The organism is Cryobacterium sp. Y11 (assembly GCF_002929535.1).
Taxonomy (GTDB): Bacteria; Actinomycetota; Actinomycetes; order Actinomycetales; family Microbacteriaceae; genus Cryobacterium.
Genome location: NZ_PJJO01000061.1, coordinates 488,435 through 511,151 on the forward strand (window position 1 = coordinate 488,435; position 22,717 = coordinate 511,151).

General features: G+C 65.3%; 19 protein-coding genes. 6 read left to right on the top strand and 13 right to left on the bottom strand.

Annotated features, from left to right (window positions below; translation table 11 throughout):
- Positions 1 to 224 precede the first annotated feature (224 nt).
- Positions 225 to 3,989 carry an AAA family ATPase gene (locus CXY75_RS18995; RefSeq protein WP_104084324.1) on the top strand — a complete coding sequence of 1,255 codons (3,765 nt, stop codon included), beginning with the start codon at positions 225 to 227 and terminating at the stop codon, positions 3,987 to 3,989.
- 173 nt (positions 3,990 to 4,162) lie between these two features.
- Here the strand turns inward: CXY75_RS18995 and CXY75_RS19000 are convergent, their stop codons facing one another.
- The 10 genes from CXY75_RS19000 to CXY75_RS19045 form a co-directional block, all read right to left on the bottom strand.
- Entirely contained in the window at positions 4,163 to 4,468 is a 306-nt protein-coding gene (locus CXY75_RS19000) for a hypothetical protein (protein ID WP_104084325.1), read from the bottom strand.
- A 444-nt stretch (positions 4,469 to 4,912) separates the two neighbouring features.
- Positions 4,913 to 5,230, bottom strand: a complete 318-nt coding sequence (fdxA, locus tag CXY75_RS19005) for a ferredoxin (protein WP_104084326.1) — start codon at positions 5,228 to 5,230, stop codon at positions 4,913 to 4,915.
- Positions 5,227 to 6,627, bottom strand: a complete 1,401-nt coding sequence (locus CXY75_RS19010) for an FAD-dependent oxidoreductase (protein ID WP_104084327.1) — start codon at positions 6,625 to 6,627, stop codon at positions 5,227 to 5,229. Before CXY75_RS19010 ends, fdxA begins: the two co-directional genes overlap by 4 nt.
- A gap of 60 nt (positions 6,628 to 6,687) precedes the next feature.
- Positions 6,688 to 7,608, bottom strand: coding sequence for an ABC transporter permease (locus CXY75_RS19015; protein WP_104084328.1), 921 nt, complete (start codon positions 7,606 to 7,608; stop codon positions 6,688 to 6,690).
- Entirely contained in the window at positions 7,598 to 8,383 is a 786-nt protein-coding gene (locus CXY75_RS19020) for an ABC transporter ATP-binding protein (RefSeq protein WP_233202023.1), read from the bottom strand. The genes CXY75_RS19015 and CXY75_RS19020 overlap by 11 nt, the downstream gene beginning before the upstream one ends.
- Positions 8,380 to 9,807: a sulfate adenylyltransferase subunit 1 gene (locus CXY75_RS19025; protein WP_104084329.1), complete on the bottom strand. Its 1,428-nt coding sequence runs from the start codon at positions 9,805 to 9,807 to the stop codon at positions 8,380 to 8,382. The genes CXY75_RS19020 and CXY75_RS19025 overlap by 4 nt, the downstream gene beginning before the upstream one ends.
- A gap of 4 nt (positions 9,808 to 9,811) precedes the next feature.
- On the bottom strand, positions 9,812 to 10,858 hold the full coding sequence (locus tag CXY75_RS19030; protein ID WP_104084330.1) for an ABC transporter substrate-binding protein: 1,047 nt from the start codon (positions 10,856 to 10,858) through the stop codon (positions 9,812 to 9,814).
- Positions 10,858 to 11,772, bottom strand: coding sequence for a sulfate adenylyltransferase subunit CysD (cysD, locus tag CXY75_RS19035; protein WP_233202024.1), 915 nt, complete (start codon positions 11,770 to 11,772; stop codon positions 10,858 to 10,860). The genes CXY75_RS19030 and cysD overlap by 1 nt, the downstream gene beginning before the upstream one ends.
- Positions 11,769 to 12,569: a phosphoadenylyl-sulfate reductase gene (locus CXY75_RS19040; RefSeq protein WP_104084332.1), complete on the bottom strand. Its 801-nt coding sequence runs from the start codon at positions 12,567 to 12,569 to the stop codon at positions 11,769 to 11,771. Before CXY75_RS19040 ends, cysD begins: the two co-directional genes overlap by 4 nt.
- The gene (locus CXY75_RS19045; protein ID WP_104084333.1) at positions 12,566 to 14,275 is read right to left on the bottom strand and encodes a nitrite/sulfite reductase; all 1,710 of its coding nucleotides are present in this window, start codon (positions 14,273 to 14,275) and stop codon (positions 12,566 to 12,568) included. The genes CXY75_RS19040 and CXY75_RS19045 overlap by 4 nt, the downstream gene beginning before the upstream one ends.
- A gap of 217 nt (positions 14,276 to 14,492) precedes the next feature.
- Here CXY75_RS19045 and ftsY point away from each other — a divergent pair, with 217 nt between their 5' ends.
- On the top strand, positions 14,493 to 15,368 hold the full coding sequence (ftsY, locus tag CXY75_RS19050) for a signal recognition particle-docking protein FtsY (protein ID WP_104084334.1): 876 nt from the start codon (positions 14,493 to 14,495) through the stop codon (positions 15,366 to 15,368).
- A gap of 23 nt (positions 15,369 to 15,391) precedes the next feature.
- Positions 15,392 to 15,895 (top strand): DUF2004 domain-containing protein, encoded by a 504-nt coding sequence (locus CXY75_RS19055; RefSeq protein ID WP_104084335.1) that lies wholly within the window; start codon positions 15,392 to 15,394, stop codon positions 15,893 to 15,895.
- Between the two features lie 103 nt (positions 15,896 to 15,998).
- On the opposite strand, the gene CXY75_RS19060 is transcribed toward CXY75_RS19055, so the two are convergent.
- On the bottom strand, positions 15,999 to 17,522 hold the full coding sequence (locus CXY75_RS19060; protein WP_233202025.1) for an MFS transporter: 1,524 nt from the start codon (positions 17,520 to 17,522) through the stop codon (positions 15,999 to 16,001).
- Between the two features lie 62 nt (positions 17,523 to 17,584).
- Between CXY75_RS19060 and CXY75_RS19065 the strand changes: the two genes are divergently transcribed.
- The 3 genes from CXY75_RS19065 to CXY75_RS19075 all read left to right on the top strand — a co-directional run bounded on the left by CXY75_RS19065 (position 17,585) and on the right by CXY75_RS19075 (position 20,746).
- On the top strand, positions 17,585 to 18,157 hold the full coding sequence (locus CXY75_RS19065) for a TetR family transcriptional regulator (RefSeq protein WP_104084337.1): 573 nt from the start codon (positions 17,585 to 17,587) through the stop codon (positions 18,155 to 18,157).
- A 7-nt stretch (positions 18,158 to 18,164) separates the two neighbouring features.
- Positions 18,165 to 19,754: a signal recognition particle protein gene (gene ffh, locus CXY75_RS19070; protein ID WP_104084338.1), complete on the top strand. Its 1,590-nt coding sequence runs from the start codon at positions 18,165 to 18,167 to the stop codon at positions 19,752 to 19,754.
- Between the two features lie 170 nt (positions 19,755 to 19,924).
- A complete protein-coding gene (locus tag CXY75_RS19075) occupies positions 19,925 to 20,746 on the top strand; it encodes an LLM class F420-dependent oxidoreductase (protein ID WP_104084339.1) in 822 nt (273 codons plus the stop codon).
- An 88-nt stretch (positions 20,747 to 20,834) separates the two neighbouring features.
- On the opposite strand, the gene CXY75_RS19080 is transcribed toward CXY75_RS19075, so the two are convergent.
- Positions 20,835 to 21,467, bottom strand: a complete 633-nt coding sequence (locus CXY75_RS19080) for a Pr6Pr family membrane protein (protein ID WP_104084340.1) — start codon at positions 21,465 to 21,467, stop codon at positions 20,835 to 20,837.
- 84 nt (positions 21,468 to 21,551) lie between these two features.
- The gene (locus CXY75_RS19085) at positions 21,552 to 22,688 is read right to left on the bottom strand and encodes a glutamate--cysteine ligase (protein ID WP_104084341.1); all 1,137 of its coding nucleotides are present in this window, start codon (positions 22,686 to 22,688) and stop codon (positions 21,552 to 21,554) included.
- Positions 22,689 to 22,717: the final 29 nt, after the last annotated feature.

Genomic DNA, 22,717 nt, shown 5'->3' on the forward strand with positions numbered 1-22,717 from the left:
TGCGCCACAGTAGTCCGTGCGCCTGGCTCCGTACAGAACAGCGGACAATTTCACCCCCGCCCCCGGCACCGCCTCGAAAGCCGTCGACATCACGGTGATCTTCGCAGTTCTGCACGCCACTCCTGTGCAGAAACGGATGTCCCGGTCAGTGTCGGTGGGGCAAGGTAGCGTTGAATCAACCCCGCGACCACTGCTTCACGGGTAAGCGACCGAAAGGGTGACCGATGTATCTGAAGAGCCTCACCCTCAAGGGGTTCAAATCGTTCGCGCAGTCGACGACGTTCGCGTTCGAGCCCGGCGTCACCTGTGTTGTCGGTCCGAATGGGTCGGGCAAGTCCAATGTGGTCGACGCGCTCGCCTGGGTGATGGGCGAACAGGGCGTGAAAACCCTGCGCGGCGGCAAGATGGAGGACGTCATTTTTGCGGGCACGTCGACCCGAGGACCGCTCGGCCGGGCAGAGGTTACCCTCACCATCGATAACGCCGACGGCGCGCTTTCGATCGAATACTCCGAAGTCACCATCTCGCGCACCCTGTTTCGCAACGGCGCGAGCGAATACGCCATCAACGGGCGCACCTGTCGGCTGCTCGATGTGCAAGAACTGCTCAGCGATTCCGGGCTTGGCCGCGAGATGCACGTCATCGTCGGGCAGGGCCAGCTCGACGCGGTGCTGCGCGCCACCCCCGAGGAACGCCGCGGTTTCATCGAAGAGGCCGCCGGTATTCTCAAACACCGACGTCGCAAAGAGAAGACCTTGCGCAAGCTCGACGCCATGCAGACCAACCTCACCCGGCTCAGCGACCTTGCCGGAGAGATTCGCCGGCAACTCAAACCACTCGGCCACCAGGCCGAAATTGCTCGGGAGGCGCAGACCATCGCGGCCGTCGTGCGTGACGCCCGTGCCCGACTCCTCGCCGACGACGTCATTACCCTGCGCACGGCACTCGACTCCCATAATCGCGTCGAGAGCGAACGGCACACTGAACGCGTCGTTCTACAGGAGCAGCTCACGCAGAAACAAGGGCGCGTGCAACGGCTCGAACTCGCCCAGACTGGCGATGCCGTTGACCGGGACCGCCGCACCAGTTATGGCCTCGAATCGGTACAGGAACGTCTACGTAGCCTGTTCACCCTCGCCAACCAGCGGCTGGCCCTGCTGGGTTCGCAGGCCGAGTCTTCTGCTCCCGCCTCCAGCGTCACGCCGGCCATGCTGACGGATGCTGCGGACGAGGTCGAGCAGTTGCGGGCGAGCATCGGGGTGGCTGAGGCAGCCTGGGGCAGCGCCCGGGAACAGAGCGCGGCCGCACGGTTGCAGCTCGACGCTGTCGACGAAGACATCGCCGCGCAGGCCGTGCTCGTGACCAGGCACGACCTTGAAATTTCGCAGTTGAGGGGCCAATCCGAGACTGCGGCGTCTCGGCTTGCGGCCGTGCGCGGCGAACAATTACGGCAGCAAAACGCCCTCGACGCGGCAACCGATCGCAGCCGGAAGGCGCAGCAGCAGCTCGACGAGCTTGACACCACAGTGCTCGCCGACGAACCCGACTCGGGCGACCTTTCCGAGGTGTTCGAGCTGGCGCAAGCCGCGGTGCAGCGCATCGAGGCCGAGGTGGAGCGGCTGCGCGACCAGCTGCACCGGCACGAGCGAGAACGCGACGCCCAGGCGGCCCGTCAGGGTGCATTTTCCCTCGCCCTTGACCAAAAAGACGGCTCCACCGCGCTCCTCGGCGCGCAGCTGGCCGGTATCCGCGGCTTGGTGGCCGACCATGTGCAAGTCCAGCCGGGCTTCGAGGCAGCGATCGCCGCCGCGCTCGGGTCGCTGGCCGACGCGGTGCTGGCCGAGAACCGCGAGGCGGCTCTAGATGCCATCGGGCACGCGCACACCGATGATCTTGGGAGGGTAGAGCTCCTCATCGCTGACGGTGGCGACACCACTGCTCCAGCTGTCGATCCTGGCGTTACTCCTACTGTTTTTCCCACCAGCTTTCCCAGTGCTGATCCCAGTGCTGATCTCGGTGCTGATCCCGGTGCCGATCCCGGTGCTTATCCCGCCGTCGATGTTGATGCGAAGGCCGGCATCCGCTGGGCGAGGTCCGTCGTCGACGGGCCGGCCGGAGTACACGCGCTGCTCGCTCAGACCGTGATCGCCGACGATCTCGACCTGGCCCGTGCCGCCCAACTGCCCGACTCGCTGACGATCATCACGCTCGCCGGCGAGGTGCTGAGCCCCTGGGTCGTGCGCGGTGGCTCCGGCGCCAGGCCGAGCAAGCTCGAACTCGTTGCCGAACGCGACACCGCCGCCGAGAAGCTGGCAATCGTCACGTCGGTCATCGAGCAGGTACGGTTCGACCTCGGCGAACAGCGCAGCCTGCTGCAGGTGCACCAAGAGCAGTCGGTGAACGCGCGGGTGGCCGTGCGCGCACTCGAATCCCAGCTCGCCACTCAGACGGAACGCCGCGGACGCCTCACGGTGCAGGCCGATGCTGCTGCCGCCGACCTCGAGCGGGTCGCCGCCGCACTCAAGCTCGCCAGCAGCGCCGTTGTCGAGGTCGAAGCGGTCGTAGCTCAGGCGGCCGCCACCCTGGTGACCGCAGAGTCCCGGCCGCGACCTCTCCTCGATGCGACCGTGCGAGACGCGCTATACCGTGAGCTTGAGGCCGACCGCGAGACCGAGGTCGAGGCGCGCCTCCGGGTCGAAACGGCTCGCGAACGGGTGCGTGCGGCCGAGGCGCGCGTCGTGTCCCTGCGTGAGCAGCTCGTGGCTGACCGCACGGTGGCCGAGGCCGCAGCTCGTCGCGCTGTTATTCGCCGCCGGCAAGTGGATGCCGCTTCCCGCGTCGCCGAAGCGCTTCCGGCCGTGCTCGCCGCGGCCGACCGCTCGGTCGCCGAGGCACGGTTGCGCTTAGTCAACGCTGAGGCTGAACGCACCAGCCAGAACGCCGAGTTGCAGCAGCTGCGGCAGGGCGAGAACGCCCTGCGTGAGCGCCTGGCGTCGATCACCGATAACGTGCACGGCCTCGAACTCGAGATCTACGAGAAGAAGTTGCACCTCTCGGCCCTGCTCGAACGCGCCGGCAGTGAACTGGGACTGACCGAAGATGTGCTCGTCGGTGAATATGGGCCAGACCAACTGATTCCGCCCGATGGCACGATCACCTCTGAGCGCACCGACGTCGGTACAGCCGATGGAAGCAACGCGCGCCGCAGCGGGGCGAGCGACACCGACGACCACGACTGGAGCGACCATGGCGCCTGGGGTGATGGCGCGACGTCCGCGGGCAGCGCGGCCGGCGGCATCCGCTTTAACCGAGCTGAACAGCAGAAACGGTTCGCTGCCGCGGAACGCAAGCTCGGCCAGCTGGGCCGGGTCAACCCGCTCGCGCTGGAAGAATTCGCGGCGCTCGAACAGCGGCACCGCTTTCTCACCGAGCAGCTCACCGACCTCACCTCGACCCGGAGCGACCTGCTGACCATCATTGCCGACATCGACATCAAGATGCAGACCATCTTCTCGGCCGCGTTCGACGATACCCAGGCGGCGTTCGCCGAGGTATTCCCGGTACTGTTTCCCGGCGGAAGCGGCAGCATCTGGCTGACCGACCCCGACAACCTGCTCACCACGGGCATCGAGGTGTCGGTTAAGCCGGCCGGCAAGAAGATCGAACGGCTGTCGCTACTCTCCGGCGGCGAACGCTCGCTCGCTGCCGTAGCCCTGTTGATCGCCATTTTCAAGGCCCGACCGAGCCCGTTCTACATCATGGACGAGGTCGAAGCGGCCCTCGATGACGCCAACCTCGGCCGGCTGCTGACCATCTTCGAAGACCTGCGCGAGACCAGCCAGCTCATCGTCATCACCCACCAGAAACGCACTATGGAAATAGCGGATGCCCTCTACGGCGTCAGCATGCGGCAAGACGGGGTCTCCGCCGTGGTCGGCCAACGCGTCGGAACGCGTGCCGACTCGCGGGAACCCGCTGCCGCGAGCTAAACCTGCGGCGTCTCGCGCACCTGGCCAGCGCGCGCGAGACATTTGCCTGGCACGCTGCCTGACACGTTGGCCTGGCCGCGATTGGCTACGGCGGGCCGAACGGCGCTTGACTTATTTGCGCAGCGGTGACTGCTACCGATGGCGGACGAGTTCAGGCTCGCTCCGCATCCCGGTCACGCGACCAGTTCACGCAGCCGTTGTCTGTCTGCTGTGACTCGATCGAGGGCCGTTGCGACGGACTCCTCGCGCTTGGCGGCGAGTCCATCAAGGATCCAGCCGCGTAACAGAGCCGACATCCGTATGTCGAGTTTGCCGGCCAGAGCCTCGATCGCTGCGACGTCGTCGGTTGCGAGTCGGACTGCCACTGGTACCGACGTATTCGGACGAGTGCTGGCGATGCCAGCGGGCATCGGGTCGTCGCGGGTCGCTTCGGCCTGGGCAGTGACCTGCGCTACCAATTTCTCAGCGTCAGGGCTCATTGTTGACTTCCTTCCTCTATGAATTGGTCAGTGCGTCGACAGCGTTCAAGGATTGAGGTGTTTCAACAACCGACACTTGGTGATTCGTCCACAATCGTCTAGCGTCGTGCATCCCGACGACGTCATATACCCTGTTGAAGTTGACACTTGTAGACATGAGACTGTAGTTGGTCTGCAGGGTGTCATGGCCGCCGCTGGTTGCCGGCAGCCGGGTTCTGCGGGCATCCGTTTCACGCTGCGCGCGTGTTACGCCGCTGCGCGGGAGGCCCAACTCCGGCGCACTGGCGCAGCTCTCGCGTATCGCGCTGCGCGGGAGGTGCGGTCAGGCTCGAGGTCCCGCGCAGTGGCGTACCTCCCGCGCAGGGCCGTAAGTCCCGCGCAGCGCCTGGTCCTTGACTCGGAACGGCAATGGTTCAACCCCTGATCGAGAGTCTGACCTACCCGCTAGACCTGCCGGGGCAGGGCGGAGATCACCGCATGGTCCTTGGCGAGCACGCCGACCTTGGCCGCGCCTCCCGGGGAGCCGATGTCGTCGAAGAATTCAACGTTGGCCTTGTAGTACTCGGCCCATTGCTCGGGCAGGTCGTCTTCGTAGTAGATGGCCTCGACCGGGCAGACCGGTTCGCAGGCTCCGCAGTCCACGCACTCGTCCGGGTGGATATAGAGGGAGCGTTCCCCCTCATAAATGCAGTCCACCGGGCATTCGTCGATGCAGGCACGATCTTTCACGTCAACGCAAGGCAACGCGATCACATAGGTCACAGCGTCGCCAACGCTTCCGCGCGAGAGATCGCGACCTGTTCAGCTCGGGAGATGACCTTCACGCGCTCACGACCGGGATTAAAGAGGTCCTGCGAGCCGAGCATTTGCTCGTGCGCGTCCAGGGTGCGCCAGCCCGCCCAAGTCGTGAACTCGACCCCGCGCTCCGCGAGTAACTCCAGAATCGTGTCGGACGACACATCAGCGCTGTTGCCGGCCACGAGCGCCGGCAGGTCGACCACGAGTCGGGTCACGGTTTCCAGGGCATCGCCCTTGGTGTGCCCGATCAGGCCGACCGGGCCGCGCTTGATCCACCCGGTGGCGTAGAGGCCGAAAAGAGGCTCGCCTGCCGCGTCAAGCACCCGCCCGCCGTCGTTCGGAATCACACCGCGCACCGCGTCGAATGGCACCTCGGTCAGGGCGCTGCCCCGGTAGCCGACCGCGCGATAGACGGCCTGCACGGGGTAGTCGACGATCTGCCCGGTCGCGCGCACCCCGCCATCTCCGGTGTGTTCGGTGCGTTCAAAACGGATGCCCTCCACCCGCTCGTCACCGTAGACCTCAAGCGGCGCATGCAGAAAGTGTAGGTGTAGGCGGCGGGAGGCGCCCTGCAGGGGCCGGGTCAGCCATCCGTTGAGCGTACGGGTCATGATCTTGACCTGGTTGTTGCTGGCGATGAGCGCTTCGCTGTGCGGATCGGACGTGAAATCCTCGGCATAGACAACGAGGTCGACGCCCGGAATGTCGGCAAGTTCGCGCAGCTCGATCGGGGTGAACTTCACCTTCGACGGCCCGCGACGACCGAACACGTGCACGTCGGTCACCGGCGAACCGGCCAGCCCGGCATAGACCGAGGCGGGAATGTCGGTCGTGAGTAGATCGTCGGCGTGCTTGGCCAAAATGCGGGCCACGTCGAGGGCGACGTTGCCGTTGCCGATCACGGCGACGTCGGTCGCGTCGAGCGGCCAGTCCAGGGGCACGTCGGGGTGGCCGTCATACCAGGAGACGAAGTCGGCGGCGCCGAACGAGCCGGGCAGGTCGATGCCGGGAATAGCCAACGGGGCATCGAGAATGGCGCCGGTCGCGAAGATCACCGCGTGATAGCGCTCGCGCAGGTCGGCGAGGTTTAGGTCGGTGCCGTAAGTGACGTTGCCGATGAAGCGTATGGTGCCGGCGTCGAGCATCTCCTGCAACGACTTCACGATGCCCTTGATGCGTGGGTGGTCGGGGGCGACGCCGTAGCGAATGAGTCCGTACGGCGCCGGCAGAGCATCGAACAGGTCGATGGCCACCTCGTGGCCGGCCTCAAGCACGAGGCGGCTCAGAATATTTCCGGCGTAGATGCCGGCCGGACCGGCACCAATGATAGCGACGCGAAGGGCAGAGGGAGCGGGAATCATAGTGTGCCTTTCAATGGCGCAAGCCTTTCAACAGCGAATATAAGAGAGTGGATGCGCGAGTCAGCGCAGACCGGCGGCCATCAGTCCGCGGCGGCGCAGCAGACGACGCTCGATCGGAGCGAAGATCACGAGCTCAACCAGGATGCCGACGAAGAGAATCGCCAGGATCGTCGCGAGCACGCCGGAGAGGTCCGCGAGCTCGCGGTTCTGGTCGAGCATCGTACCGAGGCCGAAGCCAATGTTCCCGCCGATCACGATGATCTCCGCCGCCATCAGCGAACGCCAGGCGAAGGCCCAGCCCTGCTTGAGACCCGAAAAATAACCCGGCAGCGCGGCCGGCAGCACGACCAGGGTGGCCATTTCAAAGCGCGAGGCACCGAGTACCGTGCCGACCCGGCGTAGCTGCGGCGGAATCTGGTCGACGCCGGAGACGAGTCCGTTGGCTATCGAGGGCACAGCGCCCATCAGGATGACGAAGTAGACGGTGGCGTCGGAGATGCCGAACCAGATGATCGCGGCGGGAACCCAGGCGACGGAGGGCAACACCTGCAAACCGGACAGTAGCGGGCCGAGAGCGCGGCGCACCGGGCGGCACTCGGCTAGCAGTAGCCCGATCGGCGTGCCAATGACGACCGCGATGATAAAGCCGAGCCCGCCGCGCTCGAGGCTGGTGGCAACCGCGAGCTGCAAGCGGTCGCTCGACCAGGCGCTGGCTAACGCGCCGAATACGTCGAGGGGGCCGGGAATCAGGTCGGGGCGGGGCTTGGCGATGAGGATGTAGACCTGCCAGGCCGCGACGAGGGCAATGAGCAGCAGAATCGGCGGCAGGACACCGTCGAGGGTGCGGCGAAAGGCTCCGTGGGGCGTGTCGGGAACGGCCTGCAGCGAGTCAAGGCCCGATTCGAGTCGGCGCAATTCGTCGTGGCTGGGGTCGTTGGTCGGTGCGATGCGAATGGTGTCGATTCGAGCGTCAGGTGGCATTACGGCGAATCTCCTCTCGCAGTTGGTCGGTGATCTCGTCGCCCAATCGGGCAACTTCGGGGGATTCAATCCGGCGGGTTTGGGTGTCGGAGATGGTCCATTCGTTGGCGATGCGCCCGGGGCGCGACGACATCAGCAGAATACGCTGCCCGAGCCGGGCGGCCTCCCGCACGTTGTGCGTGACGAAGACGATGGTGCGGCCGGTCTGACGCCAGACCCGTTCGAGTTCTTCGTGTAGCAGGTCGCGGGTGATGGCATCGAGGGCGGCGAAGGGTTCGTCCATGAGCAGAACTTTGCGGTCCTGCGCGAGCGAGCGGGCCAGCGCTACCCGCTGCCGCATGCCGCCGGAGAGTTCGTGCGGGCGTTTGTCGGCGGCATCGGCCAGGTTGACCAGATCGAGCAGTTCGAGCGCGTCGCCCCAGCGGTCCTTGCGCCGGACCCCGCGCAGTTTTAGGGCCAGCTCCACGTTGCGGCCGGCGGTCAGCCAGGGAAAAAGTGCAGCGTCTTGAAACATGACGGCGGCCTTGCCGCTGGCCACGGTGACGGCGCCCTCGGTCGGCTTCTCCAGTCCGGCAATGATGTTCAGCAGGGTGGACTTGCCGCATCCGCTCGCCCCGAGCAGGCAGACGAACTGGCCAGCCGGAATAGACAGGTTGATGTTATCGAGCACGAGCGGCCCGGTGCCGTAGCGCTTGCCGAGGGCCTCGATCGTGATCGCGGCCGGTTCCAACGCGGTCGGGGATACGGCGACAGAAGCGTCGGTGAGAATGGTCACGGTGACACTTCCGAGCCAGCACCGGAGCCGTCACCGGCGGGAGTGGCCTCGCCCGGCGCCGTGACGATGCCGGCGGCGAGCGTCGCGCCGTCCTGCGGGTGAATCACCAGGAACGCGCCGGAGCGGCGGTTCTGCCGGTAGCGTTCCACCGGCAGATCACGCGATAAGCGGATGCTGGCCTGCCCGATATCGTTCACGGCCAGGCCGGTCGCCGGTTCCGCGCCGAGCGTCGCGAGATTGAGCCTGCCGGTGACGGCACTGATCAGGGCCTGAACGACGGTCGTGCCGAACTTGACGAGAACGCGCGCTCCCGGTGCGAGCGGGCGCGGATCGAGCCAAAACAGGTCGGCTTCGAGGGTGCGGGTGACCGGCGGAAGGGTACCCGCTGCTGCAATCACGGCGCCACGGGCGATGTCGAGGTCGTCGGCCAGACGCAGGGCGATCGACTGCGGCGCGAAGGCTTCGTCAAGGGCAACTCCGGCGAAGTCGATGCCGGTGACCGTGCTGGTTCCGCCGCCGGGTTCGACGCTGACCGTGTCGCCAACCTTGATGCTGCCGCTCGCGACCTGCCCGGCATAGGCCCGGTAATCGCGGTAGGAGTCGGCGAGTTCGGGGGCGACGACGACCGCTCCCTGCGGGCGCAGCACGAGCTGTACGGGAAGACGAAACGCCTCGATGGCCCGGCCGGTGGAATCACGATCGTCGATCACGGTGAGGGTTTCGAGCAGTTCGAGCAAGCTCGGTCCGGCATACCAGGGGGTACGCGCCGAACGGTCGACGACGTTGTCACCGACCAGGGCTGACACGGGAATGACGTGTACCTCACTGGGCAAGCCAGAACCGAGGCCGAGTTCGGCCGTGACCTGGCGAACGCTTGCCTCCACCTCGCGGTACGCGGCCTCGTCGTAATCCAAGAGGTCGATCTTGTTGACCGCGATGATCACGTGCGGCACACGCAGCAGGGCGACCACGCTCAGATGCCGGCGAGTCTGCTCGAGTACCCCCTTACGGGCGTCGATGAGCATGATGACGGCATCCGCTGTGGTGGCGCCGGTGACCATGTTGCGGGTGTATTGCACGTGGCCGGGGCAGTCGGCGAGTATGAACGATCGGGCGGGCGTCGCGAAGTAGCGGTAGGCCACGTCGATGGTGATGCCCTGTTCGCGCTCGGCGCGCAGGCCGTCGGTCAGCAGGGCGAAGTCGATGCCGCCGCTCTCACCGCCAAAGCCCCGCTCGGTAGACGTGCGGGCGACCGCTTCGAGCTGGTCGGCGAGAATAGCCTTTGAGTCGTGCAGTAGCCGGCCCACCAGGGTGGACTTGCCGTCGTCAACCGAACCGGCCGTCGCAAAGCGAAACAGGGTGCCGGCGGGGGCTGAAACGGCGGCTTCCGCAGCAAGGTTGTGGGTGTCAATCGTCAGGGTCATATGATTACTCCGTTCCGAGTCCGGCGGCCGATATGGGCGCACCTGTCGCTGCGGCAAGAATGCCGTTGAGCTGGGTCAGGTCAAACAAACCAATGAGGTTGCCGTCTTTGGCGGTGCCGGAAGCGACCGCATGCTCAAACGAAACCTCAAAGGTGCTGGCCAGGGGATCATTGCTAAAGCGCAGGGCTCCCAGGGCGCGGTCGATGACCGCGTCAGCGAGTGGCTTTCCGGTATCGGCGGCCAGTTTCTTATTGATCACGGCGGCCGCCTCGTTCGGGTACTCATTCAGCCAGGCAATGGATGCCGTGTGTCCCTGAAGCAGCGCTCGAACGGTCTCCGGGTGGTCCCGGTTGAAATCCGCGCGGACCAGCAGCACGGTCGTGGGAAACGCGCCGTTCGGCCAGAGGTCTGCCTCGTCGACGAGTACGTGAGCATCCGCTTCGAGCACCAGGCGGGATACCCACGGTTCGGGTAGCCACGCACCGTCGATCTGCCCACCCTGAAGCAGAGTGAGTGCCTGGGCGCTGTCGGTCGGGGCAACCGTCACGTCGCCGCCACCGGTGATGCTGGTCGCGTACCCCTCGCTTTTCAGCCAGGAGCGCAGGGCTACGTCCTGGGTATTACCGAGCTGCGGGGAGGCGAGAATCGTGCCGGTCAAATCGGCGGGGGAGTCGATACCGTCGCGCACGACGAGGGCTGCGCCGCCAGTGGTGGCACCGGCAACGATCACGGCTGACCGTCCAGCGCTTTGCACGAAGGTGTTCACGGCCGGGTTCGGGCCCACATAGGCGGCATCGATTGCTCCGGCACTGAGCGCTTCGATGGCGGCCGGACCCGCTCCGAAAGCCTGGGCGTTCAGGGTTGTCTCGCCGAGGGCGTCGGTGAAGAATCCCTTCTCGAGGCCGACCAGGGCCGGGGCGTGGGTGAGGTTGTCGAAGTAGCCGAGGCGGACTTCCTGGACCGGCCCGGTGGCCGCGGCCGCACCGGAGCATCCGCTCAGCAGAAGCGTCGCGGCCACGGTCACGCCGACCGCAAAGATGGGCGCGCGCATCAGAAGTAGCCTTCCTTCTTGCGGTCCTCCATGGCGGCTTCTGAGATGCGGTCGTCGGCGCGGGTCGCGCCGCGTTCGGTGATGGTCGATACGCCCACCTCGCGCACAACATCGGCAACGGATGCCGCGAGCGAGTCGACCGCGCCGGTGCAGCTCATATCGCCCACCGTTCGGTACCGCACCGTGCGTGTTTCGACGGTTTCGTCGGCCCTCGCCGGGCTGACCGGGCTGACCGCGCGCCACATGTTGTCGCGGCGGTAGACCTCACGCTCGTGCGCGTAGTACAGCGGGGGCAGCTCGATGTTTTCGCGTTCGATGTAGCGCCAGACGTTGAGTTCGGTCCAATTACTGATCGGAAAGGCACGCACGTGCTGGCCGACCGTGTGGCGGCCGTTGTAGAGGTTCCACAGTTCTGGACGCTGGTTGCGCGGGTCCCACTGGCCGAATTCGTCGCGCAATGAGAGGATGCGCTCCTTGGCGCGGGCCTTGTCTTCGTCGCGGCGGGCGCCGCCGAAGACGGCGTCGTGCCGGCCGGCCGCGATCGCATCGAGTAGCGGCAGGGTCTGCAAGGGGTTGCGGGTGCCGTCGGCGCGTTCGACCAGGCGGCCGTCGCTGATGTAGTCCTCAACCTTGGCGACGGTCAGCCGAACCCCGTGTGCTGCCACGGTCTTGTCGCGAAACTCAAGCACCTCGGGAAAGTTGTGACCGGTGTCAACGTGCAGCAGCGCGAGGGGAATCTTGCCCGGCCAGAACGCCTTCGCGGCGAGGTGCAGCACCACGACGGAATCCTTGCCGCCGGAAAACAGCAGCACAGGGCGTTCGAACTCGGCGACGACCTCGCGAATGATGTGGATCGCTTCGCTCTCAAGCACGTCGAGTTCGGAGAGGCGGTGCGAAGCAATTGACGTGGTCACAGGTGGAGCCCGCATTCTGTCTTGTCGAGGGTGGCCCAGCGGCCGGAACGGGGATCGGCACCCACCGCAACGGGCTGGGTGCAGGGGGCACAACCGATAGAGGGGTAGCCCTGAGAGAGCAACACGTTCACTGGAACCTGATGCAGGGTGGCATAGTCCATCAGCTCGTCGTAGCTCCAGGCGGCAACGGGGTTGACCTTGACCAGGCCGTTGCGTTCGTCCCAGGTGACCAGCGGCGTGTTGGCGCGAGTGGGGGCCTCGTCGCGGCGCACCCCGGTGAACCACAGTTCGTAACCATTGAGCGAGCGCTGCAACGGTTCGACCTTGCGCATCGCGCAGCAGGCGTTCGGGTCGCGGGCAAACAGCTCGGCGCCGTGCGCGGCATCGTGCTCGGGCACCGTCGTGAGCGGCAGCACGTCGACGACCGTTACCGGCAGGGCTGCAGCGACCGCATCGCGAGTCTCATAGGTTTCGGCAAAGTGATAGCCGGTGTCGAGAAACAACACGTCGACGCCGGGAAGCTGCTGCGACACTATCTCGGGCAGCACCGCATCGGCCATCGAGCAGGCGACGGCCACGGAGTCGGCGTTGAAATTGCGGGCGACCCAGGCGACGACCTCGGCCGCAGTCGCCTCGCGACCGTTGGCCTTGGCGGCTGCAGCGAGTTCGACCGAGCCGTGTTCGGCGACGGCCTGCAACTCGGCGGACGTACGGCGCGGCGGCAACGGGCGAGTGGGAGCAGCGGATGCTGTGGCTCGCGCATTCAGTTTGTCGGCGTTGAGGTTGATGGCGCTCATTTGAGGTTCTCCTCGTCGACGCGGTGCGCCCACTGGGCAAAGGTCTCGTCGTCGGTGCGGGCGGCCAGAAAGCGGCGCACGAGGCGTTCAACGTAGTCGGCGAGGTCATCGGCGGTCACCTTGAGGCCGCGCACGGTGCGGCCGAGGCCGGCCTCATCGCGGTCGACCGAGGCGAGGCCGCCGCCGAGGTGCACCTGAAAACCGGGGGTCGAGCCGCCGTTTCCATCCGGCAGCAACTGACCCTTGAGCCCGATGTCCGCCGCCTGAATGCGGGCGCAGGAGTTGGGGCATCCGTTTACGTGCAGGGTGATCGGGTGCGGGGCTTTGATGCCGGCGAGGCGCTTCTCGAGCTCGAGGATGGCATCCGTTGCCGTTTGCTTGGTCTCGACGATGGCTAGCTTGCAGAATTCAATGCCCGTGCACGCGACGGTGGAACGGCGGAACAAGCTAGGGCGGGCCGACAGCCCGAGCTCGTCGAGGGCCACGATGAGCGGCTCAACGTGTTCCTCGGCCACGTCGAGCACCACGATTTTCTGGTGCGGGGTCGTGCGCAGCCGCGTCGAACCGTGGGCTTCGAGCAGGTCGGCGAGCTTCGTCAGGGTCTGGCCGGAGACACGACCAACGAAGGGGGCGACGCCAATGTAGAAGCGGCCGTCCTTCTGCTTGTGCACGCCGATGTGGTCGCCCTGCGTCTTGGGTCGAGGCGCTGGCGGACCGTCAGGCAGGGTGTAGCCGAGATATTCGTCTTCGAGAATACGACGGAACTTCTCGGTGCCCCAGTCGGCCAACAGAAACTTCAGCCGTGCCTTGCCACGCAGGCGCCGGTAGCCGTAGTCCCGAAAGATCGAGGTGACGCCGCGCCAGACATCTGACACGCGGTCTTCGGCCACGAAGGCGCCGAGCCGTTCGGCAAAGCGCGGGGTGGTACTGAGGGCGCCGCCGACCCACAGGTCATAACCGATGCCGAGCTCGGGATGGTCGACGGCGACGAGGCCGATGTCGTTGATCTCATGCACAACGTCCTGGCTGGGATGGCCGGTGATGGCCGTCTTGAATTTGCGGGGCAGGTTGGCGAATTCGTCGGTGCCGAGATACTTGCGCGCGATCTCATTGATGGCCGCGGTGGGGTCAATGAGTTCGTCGGCGGCAATGCCGGCCACAGGGGAGCCGAGAAACACGCGCGGTACATCGCCGCAAGCCTGGGTTGTCTCCAGGCCGACGGCCTCCAGGCGACGCCAGATTTCGGGCATGTCCTCGATCTGGATCCAGTGCAGCTGCACGTTCTGGCGGTCGGTGATGTCGGCGACGTCGCGCCCGAAGTCGCGGGAAACCTCACCGATCACTCGGGCCTGCTCGGTGGTGAGCTGGCCACCATCGATGCGCACGCGCAGCATGAAATAGCGGTCTTCGAGTTCGTGCGGCTCGAGCGTGGCGGTCTTGCCGCCGTCGATGCCGGGCTTGCGCTGCGTGTAGAGACCCCACCAGCGAAAACGGCCGTGCAGGTCGGTGGCGTCAATCGAGTCGAAACCCTGCTTGGAATAGATTTCTTCGATGCGGCCACGTACAGCGAGGCCGTTATCGATCTGTTTCCAGACCTCGTTGCCGTTGAGCGGTTCGGTGCCGTCGATCTTCCACTGGCCGTTCGGGCGCGTCTGCACTCGGGCCGTTCGGGTGGGTGCTGCACTCTCGCTCAGTTTCGGCGACACGATTGCTCCTTCTGGTCTCGAACGACGATCGACATCAACCGCCGCGCGTTGTAGAAAAGCTAGCTACTCCCGCGCGTTTTGCGCTCAAACGGGGGTAACGCCCGGTCACGGAAGGTAGCACAACGTCACAATGCACCGCCTAGCACCGGCGGCGTTATGGTGGCCCCCGAGAAGGGTCCATGACATTGGCCCGGCCCGGCCCCCGTAGGCTAGGCACATGGCTGAACGCACCCCCTGGTCCCTCTCCGGCGCACTGCGCGGAATGTTCACGAAGAAGACCATCGACGCCGACACCTGGGACGACCTTGAAGACGCCCTACTGAAGGCGGACTTCGGCCCCACCGTCACCGAATCGGTCGTCGCCGACCTCCGCACCAAGGTCGCCAAATACAACACGACCGACCCGGCTGATTTACAACGGATGCTGCGCGAGGGCATCGAGGAACGGCTCTCGGTTCTCGACTCCACGCTGACGCTCTCCGAGCGCCCAGCGGTCGTGCTCGTCGTCGGCGTCAACGGTGTAGGCAAAACGACCACGATTGGCAAATTCGCCAAGTTTCTGCACACCTACGGCCGCAGCGTCGTGATCGGTGCGGCGGACACGTTTAGGGCCGGTGCGGTCGAGCAGTTGGCAACCTGGGCAGAGCGAGCTGGGGCGCAGATTGTCAAGCCGCAGATGACCGGCCAGGATCCGGCATCCGTCGCCTTTCAGACCGTGGAGAAGGCGAAGAACGAGGGCATTGAGATCGTGCTCATCGACACCGCTGGTCGATTGCAGACCAAGGGCGGCCTGATGGACGAGCTCACCAAAATTCGCCGCGTCGTCGAGAAGCAGGGGCCGATCGCCGAAGTTCTGCTCGTGCTGGATGCAACGACCGGCCAGAACGGGCTCGCCCAGGCTGAAGCCTTCATTGAGCATGCCGGAGTGACCGGCCTCGTATTGACCAAGCTGGATGGCTCGGCGCGTGGCGGTTTCGTGCTGGCCGTGCAGGAGAAGACCGGCATTCCGATCAAACTGGTCGGGCAGGGTGAGGGCATCAACGACCTCACCGGTTTCACCCCGCACGTGTTCGCGCAAAAACTCGTCGGCTGATCGAAAAACCTTAGAGGAGCACTATGAGCATCGAACACGATTTCTTTGGAATTCTCGGCGACGACGACGAGGGTGAGGTCTACTGGTCCGACTCCGCCGAACTCGGCGACCAGAGCGTCGAGGTAGACCTCAGCTCGCCCGACGAGGCCTCGGTCACGACCGAAGCCCTCGACATCGCCGCGGCAATGATTAGCTCGATCGAAGACCTCGACTCGCAGGTGCGGGAGTCTCTCGTGGCCGACCTGTCCGCCGAGGTCTCGGTGACCAGCCAGTACATCGCGGAGCAGCTCGACGAGATGGACGCAGAGGCGATCGAAGACGCCATAATCTGGGATTCCGGTGACCAGCAGATCGACTTCCTGCGATCGCTGCGCCTCCAGCGCATTGGTTTTCACCCGCAGCACAGCGGAGGCGAGGCCCCCTTCGCGATCCTCGAGTACGCGATCAGCCCCGACGACACCGACGGCCTGCTCGTCGTCACGATCGATGTGCACGGCGACACCGTCCTGGTAGCCCTAGACAACTAAGCCTTCTGGACGGGGCCCGGGCCCCGTCCACTGGCACCGTTTATACACTGGGCCCCGGTTCATAAGGTGGGCCCGGAGCGCGAATGACAGACCAGCCCGCAAGCTAGCCGACGTGCGCAGCCGAGCCGGTGCCGAGTAGGTCTTCTTTACGCGGGCGCACCAGGAAGAATGCAATCGGCGCCGCCGCGAAGATGATGACGGCCGCCCACAGGAAGGCCGACTGATATCCGCTCACCAGGGCGCCAAATTGCGCAGCCTGCGAGGGCACCTTGCCGATCAGGTACGAGCTCACCGCAGCGGTATAGAGCGCGGTGAACAGCGCGGTTCCGAGCGATCCGCCGATCTGCTGCATGGCCGTCACCGCCGCGCTCGCCGCACCGGCATCGTGGTCGGCGATTCCCGACAGCGCCACATTCTGCAATGGCACGAAGATCATCGCCATTCCGGCCCCGAGCAGAATAAGCCCGGGCAATACCTCCAGCGCATAGTTGCCGCCCACGGTGATCTGGGTCAGCCAGAGCAGCCCGGACGCGCCGACGATCGGGCCGACGGTCATCGGAATGCGCACGCCGGTGTTGGCCAGATACTTCGAGAGCACTCCCGCACCGACCATAATTGTCGCGGTCATCGGCAGGGAAGCGAGGCCCGACTGAATCGGCGTGTATCCCAGCACAATCTGAAAATAGAGCGTGAGAAAGAGCAGCGCGCCGAGCATCGCAGCACCCGACAGTAGCGCGGTGAGAAAGGCCCCACCGCGAACCTTGTTGATCATAATGCGCAAGGGCAGAAGCGGATGATTAGACCGGCTTTCCACCACCACGAACAGTGCCAGCAGCACCAGTCCGAGCGGGAGGCAGACGAGCACGGGCCAACTGCCCCACCCATTCTCGGCCTGCGCGAAGCCGAAAACCAGGGATCCGAGACCGAGCGCCACGAGAATAGCCCCCGGCACGTCGTATTTCGTGTTGCCGTGCGCCTTGCTCTCCCGAATCACCGGAATGGCGGCCGCAATCGCGACAACGGCAATCGGCACATTCACGTAGAGGCACCAACGCCAGCTCGCGTATTCGGTGAGCATGCCGCCGAGAATGAGGCCGACGGCCGCGCCTCCACCGGCGATCGCACCGTAGACGGCGAAGGCCTTGATGCGGTCCTTGCCGCCGGGAAAGTTGACGGTGAGCAGGGCGAGCGAGGCCGGAGCGAGCAGGGCGGCGAACAGCCCCTGCAAGCCCCGCGCGGCGAGTAGCTCCCAGGTGTTCTGCGCGGCACCGCCGAGGGCGGAGGCGATGGCAAACCCGGCCATCCCCACGATGAAGGAGCGTTTACGCCCCCAGAAGTCGGCGATGCGCCCGCCGAGCAGCAACAGCGCGCCGAACACGAGCGAATAGAGGGTGACGACCCAGGTGCGGTCGCCGTCGCTCATGCCGAGCGCGGTCTGTGCCTGGGGGAGCGCGATATTCACGATGGTGCCGTCAAGCACGACGGTGAGCTGGGCGAGCGCCACGATGGCGAGCAGCCACCAGCGCCGCGGGTTCGCTGCCGTTTCACCTGTAGAAGCGGATGCTGCGGCCGCCAACGAGACCGGGACGGTACGGGGCGGATCGGTGCTCATGCTGGGGGTCGACATGAACACAATCATACCGAACGAACTAGTTCGTTCTGCACGACGAAATTGGCTATAATCGAGATATGGCACGCAATGGAGCAGACCCGCAGACCCGCATTCTCGAGGCGGCGCGCACGGAGTTCGCCGCTTACGGCCTCGCCGGGGCGCGCATCGATCGAATTGCCAAGACAGCTTCGGCCAGTAAAGAACGTCTCTACGCCTATTACCCCGATAAGCAACACTTGTTTCTCGAGGTGTTGGAGCTTAATCTGCGCGAGTTTTCGAGCGACGCAGTGCTCACCGACAACGATGTACCGGCCTTCGCCGGAGCACTCTTCGACCACGCGGTGCGCCACGGCGACCACCTGCGCATGATCGACTGGGCGCGGCTCGAAACCGACGGTACCTGGCTGCCGGCCCTCGAAGTGATGCTCGGCTATCGAGACGAACAGGTGCGCCGCATCCGTTTGGCGCAGACGGCCGGGCGGGTCGACGTCTGCTGGGAACCGGAGCAGCTCATGACGCTCGTTTTCGGTATCGCCACCGCCTGGGTGCACGAGCCCGGCGGCACGTTCGACTCCGCAGCGATAGCAACTCGACGCGCCAACGTCATCCGCGCGGTCGAACGGCTGATCGCACCGGCTGCGATAAACTGACCGCATAATGGCAACTTTTGGAAACCTCTCAGATCGTCTTGCCGAGACGTTCAAAAACCTCCGCACCAAGGGCAAGCTCAGCGCAGCGGATGTCGACGGCACCGTTCGTGAGATCCGTCGCGCCCTGCTCGACGCCGACGTCGCTCTCGAGGTCGTCAAGGACTTCACCGGCAAGGTGCGCGAGCGCGCCCTTGGCGACGAGGTCAGCAAGGCACTGAACCCAGCCCAGCAGGTCGTGCAGATCGTCAACGACGAACTCATCACCATTCTCGGCGGCCAGCAGCGGCGGCTGGAGTTCGCCAAGAAGCCACCGACCATCATCATGCTTGCCGGACTGCAGGGTGCCGGTAAGACCACCCTCGCCGGCAAGCTCGCCAAGTGGCTCGCCAAAGACGGCCACACCCCGCTGCTCGTCGCCGCCGACCTGCAGCGCCCGAACGCCGTCACCCAGCTTGAGGTGGTCGCGAAGCAGGCCGGCGTCGCCGTCTACGCACCCGAGCCCGGCAACGGTGTTGGCGACCCGGTCAAGGTCGCCCGCGATGGCGTGAAATACGCCCTGCAAAAGGTGCACGACGTCGTCATTGTCGACACCGCCGGCCGCCTCGGCGTTGACGCGGAGCTGATGAAGCAGGCCGCCAACATCCGCAAGGCGATCGATCCAGACGAGGTGCTCTTCGTCATCGACGCCATGATCGGCCAGGATGCCGTCGCGACCGCCAAGGCCTTCCAGGACGGCGTCGACTTCACCGGAGTCGTGCTCACCAAGCTCGACGGCGACGCCCGAGGTGGTGCCGCGCTCTCGGTCGCTTCGCTGACCGGCCGCCCGATCATGTTCGCCTCCACCGGTGAAGGGCTCGACGACTTCGAGCCGTTCCACCCCGACCGCATGGCCGGCCGCATCCTCGACCTCGGTGATATTCTCACCCTGATCGAGCAGGCACAGGGTGCGTTCGACGAAGATGAGGCCCGCAAGGTCGCCGAGAAGTTCGCGACCGACACCTTCACCCTCGACGACTTCCTGGGCCAGATGCAGCAGCTGCGCAACATGGGCTCGATCAAGAAGATGATGAGCATGCTGCCCGGCGCCGGAGCCATGAAGGCACAGCTCGAAAACTTCGACGAGCGCGAGATCGTGCGCACCGAGGCCATCATCCAGTCGATGACCAAGCTCGAACGCACCACCCCCAAGCTGCTCAACGGCTCCCGTCGCCTGCGCATCGCCAAGGGATCCGGCTCAAGCGTCACCGAGGTCAACCAACTCGTGCAACGCTTCGAGCAGGCCGCCAAGATGATGAAGACCGTCGCCAAGGGCGGTATGCCCAATATTCCCGGCATGGGCCCGATCCCCGGTGCCGGATACGGTGGCAAGCCGAAGGTACAACAAAAGAAGAAGGGCTCCAAGTCGGGTAACCCGGCCAAGCGTGCCGCCGAAAACGCCGCGATTGCCGCGGGCGTCAAGCCTGCCGGCGAGACCACGAAAACGGATGCCGTCGGCTCCGGTTTCGGCCTCGGCTCCGGCGCCCAGCCCGGCAAGGGCAAGGCAGGCGGCCCCACCGAAGAAGAAATGGCCGCCCTGCAGAAAATGCTCGGCCGGTAGCATCCGCTCGCCCCGTGCCCGGCCTATTTTGGGACGGGGCCCGGGCCCCGTCCGCGGGCCCAGTTTATAAACTGGGCCCCTGTTCATAAGGTGGGCCCAGTGAACGAGCTGGGAACCCGCGCGGAATGGGCCACCGAGGCGCGGCCGGGGCGTGGCCCTAGGGTGGGTACATGACCTCGACGACGAACGAATCGGGCGCGGCGAAGCAGAGCGCGGCGAAGCAGAGCGTGCGGATGGGCGTGCAGATCGCCCCGCAGCATGCCCACTACTCCAAGATTCGTGACACCCTCACCGAGGTCGAGGCCCGAGGCTTCGACCTCGCTTTCAACTGGGACCACTTCTTTCCGCTCAACGGTGACCCAGACGGCCTGCACTTTGAATCGTGGACAATCCTCGCTGCCTGGGCCGAGCAGACCACGACCATCCAGTTCGGCGCCCTGGTCAACTGCAACAGCTACCGCAACGCCGACCTGCAGGCCGACATGGCCCGAACGATCGACCACATCAGCGGCGGACGTTTTCTTCTGGGCACCGGAGCGGGCTGGTTCGAGCGCGATTACCAGGAGTACGGCTACGAATTCGGCACACCCGGAACCCGACTGAACGCCCTCGACGACAGCCTGAACCGCATCAAGGCTCGCTGGGCCACGATCAACCCGCCGCCGACCCGCGACATCCCGGTGCTCATCGGTGGCGGCGGAGAGAAGAAAACCCTGCGCATCGTCGCCCAGCACGCCGACATTTGGCACTCGTTCTCCAACCCCGAGGTACTCGAGCACAAGCTCGGCGTGCTCGCCGCCTGGTGCGACGAGGTCGGCCGCGATATCAGCGAGATCGAGATTTCCACCGAGCTGCGCGGCCGCACCGTGGAAGACGCCGACGCTCTCTACGACCTCGGCACCCGCTTGTTCACGGTCGGAATCTCCGGCCCAGACTACGACCTTGGCCCAGCCATCGACTGGCTAGCCTGGCGCGACAGCAAAAACGCCTGACCCTACGCAGGCCAGCGGATGCTCCCGCGTCACACCCGCACCACGGGAACTGCGTCAGACATGCTGAACGGCGCTCGTGGGGTGCCGGTCACCGTGCGTTTGAGGTCAGTGCAGAACTGCGGACACCGTGCACTCGGCTGATGCCCCAGACAATGGCAGCAAACACGACAGTGGCCACAGCGATAGCGAGGGCGTAGAGCGCGACGACACCGTAGCCCTGTGCCGGGTCCAAGAACGGGTACGGTACCCATCCATCGGTTGCCCCGCGGATGATGATGACGATGATCCACACGATGGGGTAGACGAGGGGAATCCATATTTTATTGACGGGGAGGGGGCTTCGATCGCTGAAGATCACCCAATCAAGGGCGGCGTAGATGGGCAGAATGATGTGTAGCACGGTGTTGGCCCACGCGAGGGAAACGCCGCCCTCGAGTCCCGCCAGCAGCACGTTGTACATGACGCCGGTGATGACGATGTAGGTTGTGGCGCAGCCTCGCGCCACGACCAACGATGGCCGCTGGCGTCGTCCAGAGAAGGAAACGAGTGCGGTGACCAGCAGCACGAGTACCAGAATGATGTTGCTCTGCATGGTGAAATACCCGAAAAAATTAAACGGGTTGATCGTCGCGCGAGTGGCCGTGTCGTAGAACGTCGACACAATCGCCACTATGCCCACTACTGCGACAGCCAGCCGAAGTGCAGCCACAAGGTATCTCACGGTTCGCCTTTGCTCAGTGGTGCACCGGTCAGGAATTCTGTGACCTGCTTGCATACTAGGCGTTCCGCACCTGCGGAGCTGAAACTAACTCCCGAGCCCCTGCGCCAGCTCGTGGCTGAGTGCCGCAACGACCGCCGGCAGGCTGCCTCCGTTTGCAGCGGCGACGGCGAGCTGCCGCTGATAGCTGCCGCCGTCGTCGATGATGCGGTGGAGGGCCAGCAGCTCCGGCAGGCAACCGAGCCGCTCGGCGAGGGGGGAGAGGGTCTGGATCAGGCGACGCACGTCATCCGTTACCAGGCACTCGGTGCCTACGGCATCGAGGATGATCTGTGCATCGAGCCCGTAGCGGGCCGCCCGCCACTTGTTCTCGCGCACGAACCACGGCTGCATGCGCGGTACGTCTTCGCCCGCGTCGAGAAGGGTGGACATCCACTCGACCAGGCACTGGATGAACGCGGCGATCGCGCCGAGTTCCACGGTGGTCGAGACGCCGTCGCAGACCCGAATTTCGATCGTGCCCCAGCGCGGCGAGGGGCGAATGTCCCAGCGCACCTCGGTGACGTCCTCGACGATACCCGTCACCGCCATGTCGTCGACGTAACGCTCCCACGCTTCCCAGTCGGGCAGATCCCACGGCAGGCCGGCGGTCGGCAGCTGCTGAAACATGAGGGAGCGGTTGCTGGCATACCCGGTGTCGATGCCAGCCCAGAACGGGCTTGACGCGCTCAGCGCCTGCAAATGCGGAACGTAGCTGAGCAGGCCGTTCATGATCGGAATGACTTTGGCCTTGTCCTCAATGCCCACGTGCACGTGAATGCCCCAAATCATCATGTTGCGCCCCCACCACTGGGTGCGGTCAATGAGCTTGTGGTACCGCGCCTTGTCGGTGATGGTCTGGTCAAACCACTGCGCAAACGGATGCGATCCGCTACAGATGACGTCGACCTCGCGTTCCGCAAGAACGCGGCGTACCTCGCCGAGCTGGCCGGCGACATCCGCTACCGCACCGCTTACGGTATTATGCACGCCGGACACCAGCTCGACCGTGTTGAGCAGCAACTCGCCGGTGATCGTCGGGTGTGCCGAGCCGTCAGGGCCGCGCAGGGTATCGAGCACCTCGTCGGCGATATTGACCAGATCGCCGGTCGACCGGTCGACGAGCGCGACCTCCCACTCGATGCCCACGGTCGAGCGTGCGGATCGGGCAAAGTCCAGTGGCACGGGCGCTCCTTGGGTGGGCAGGCAAAAGT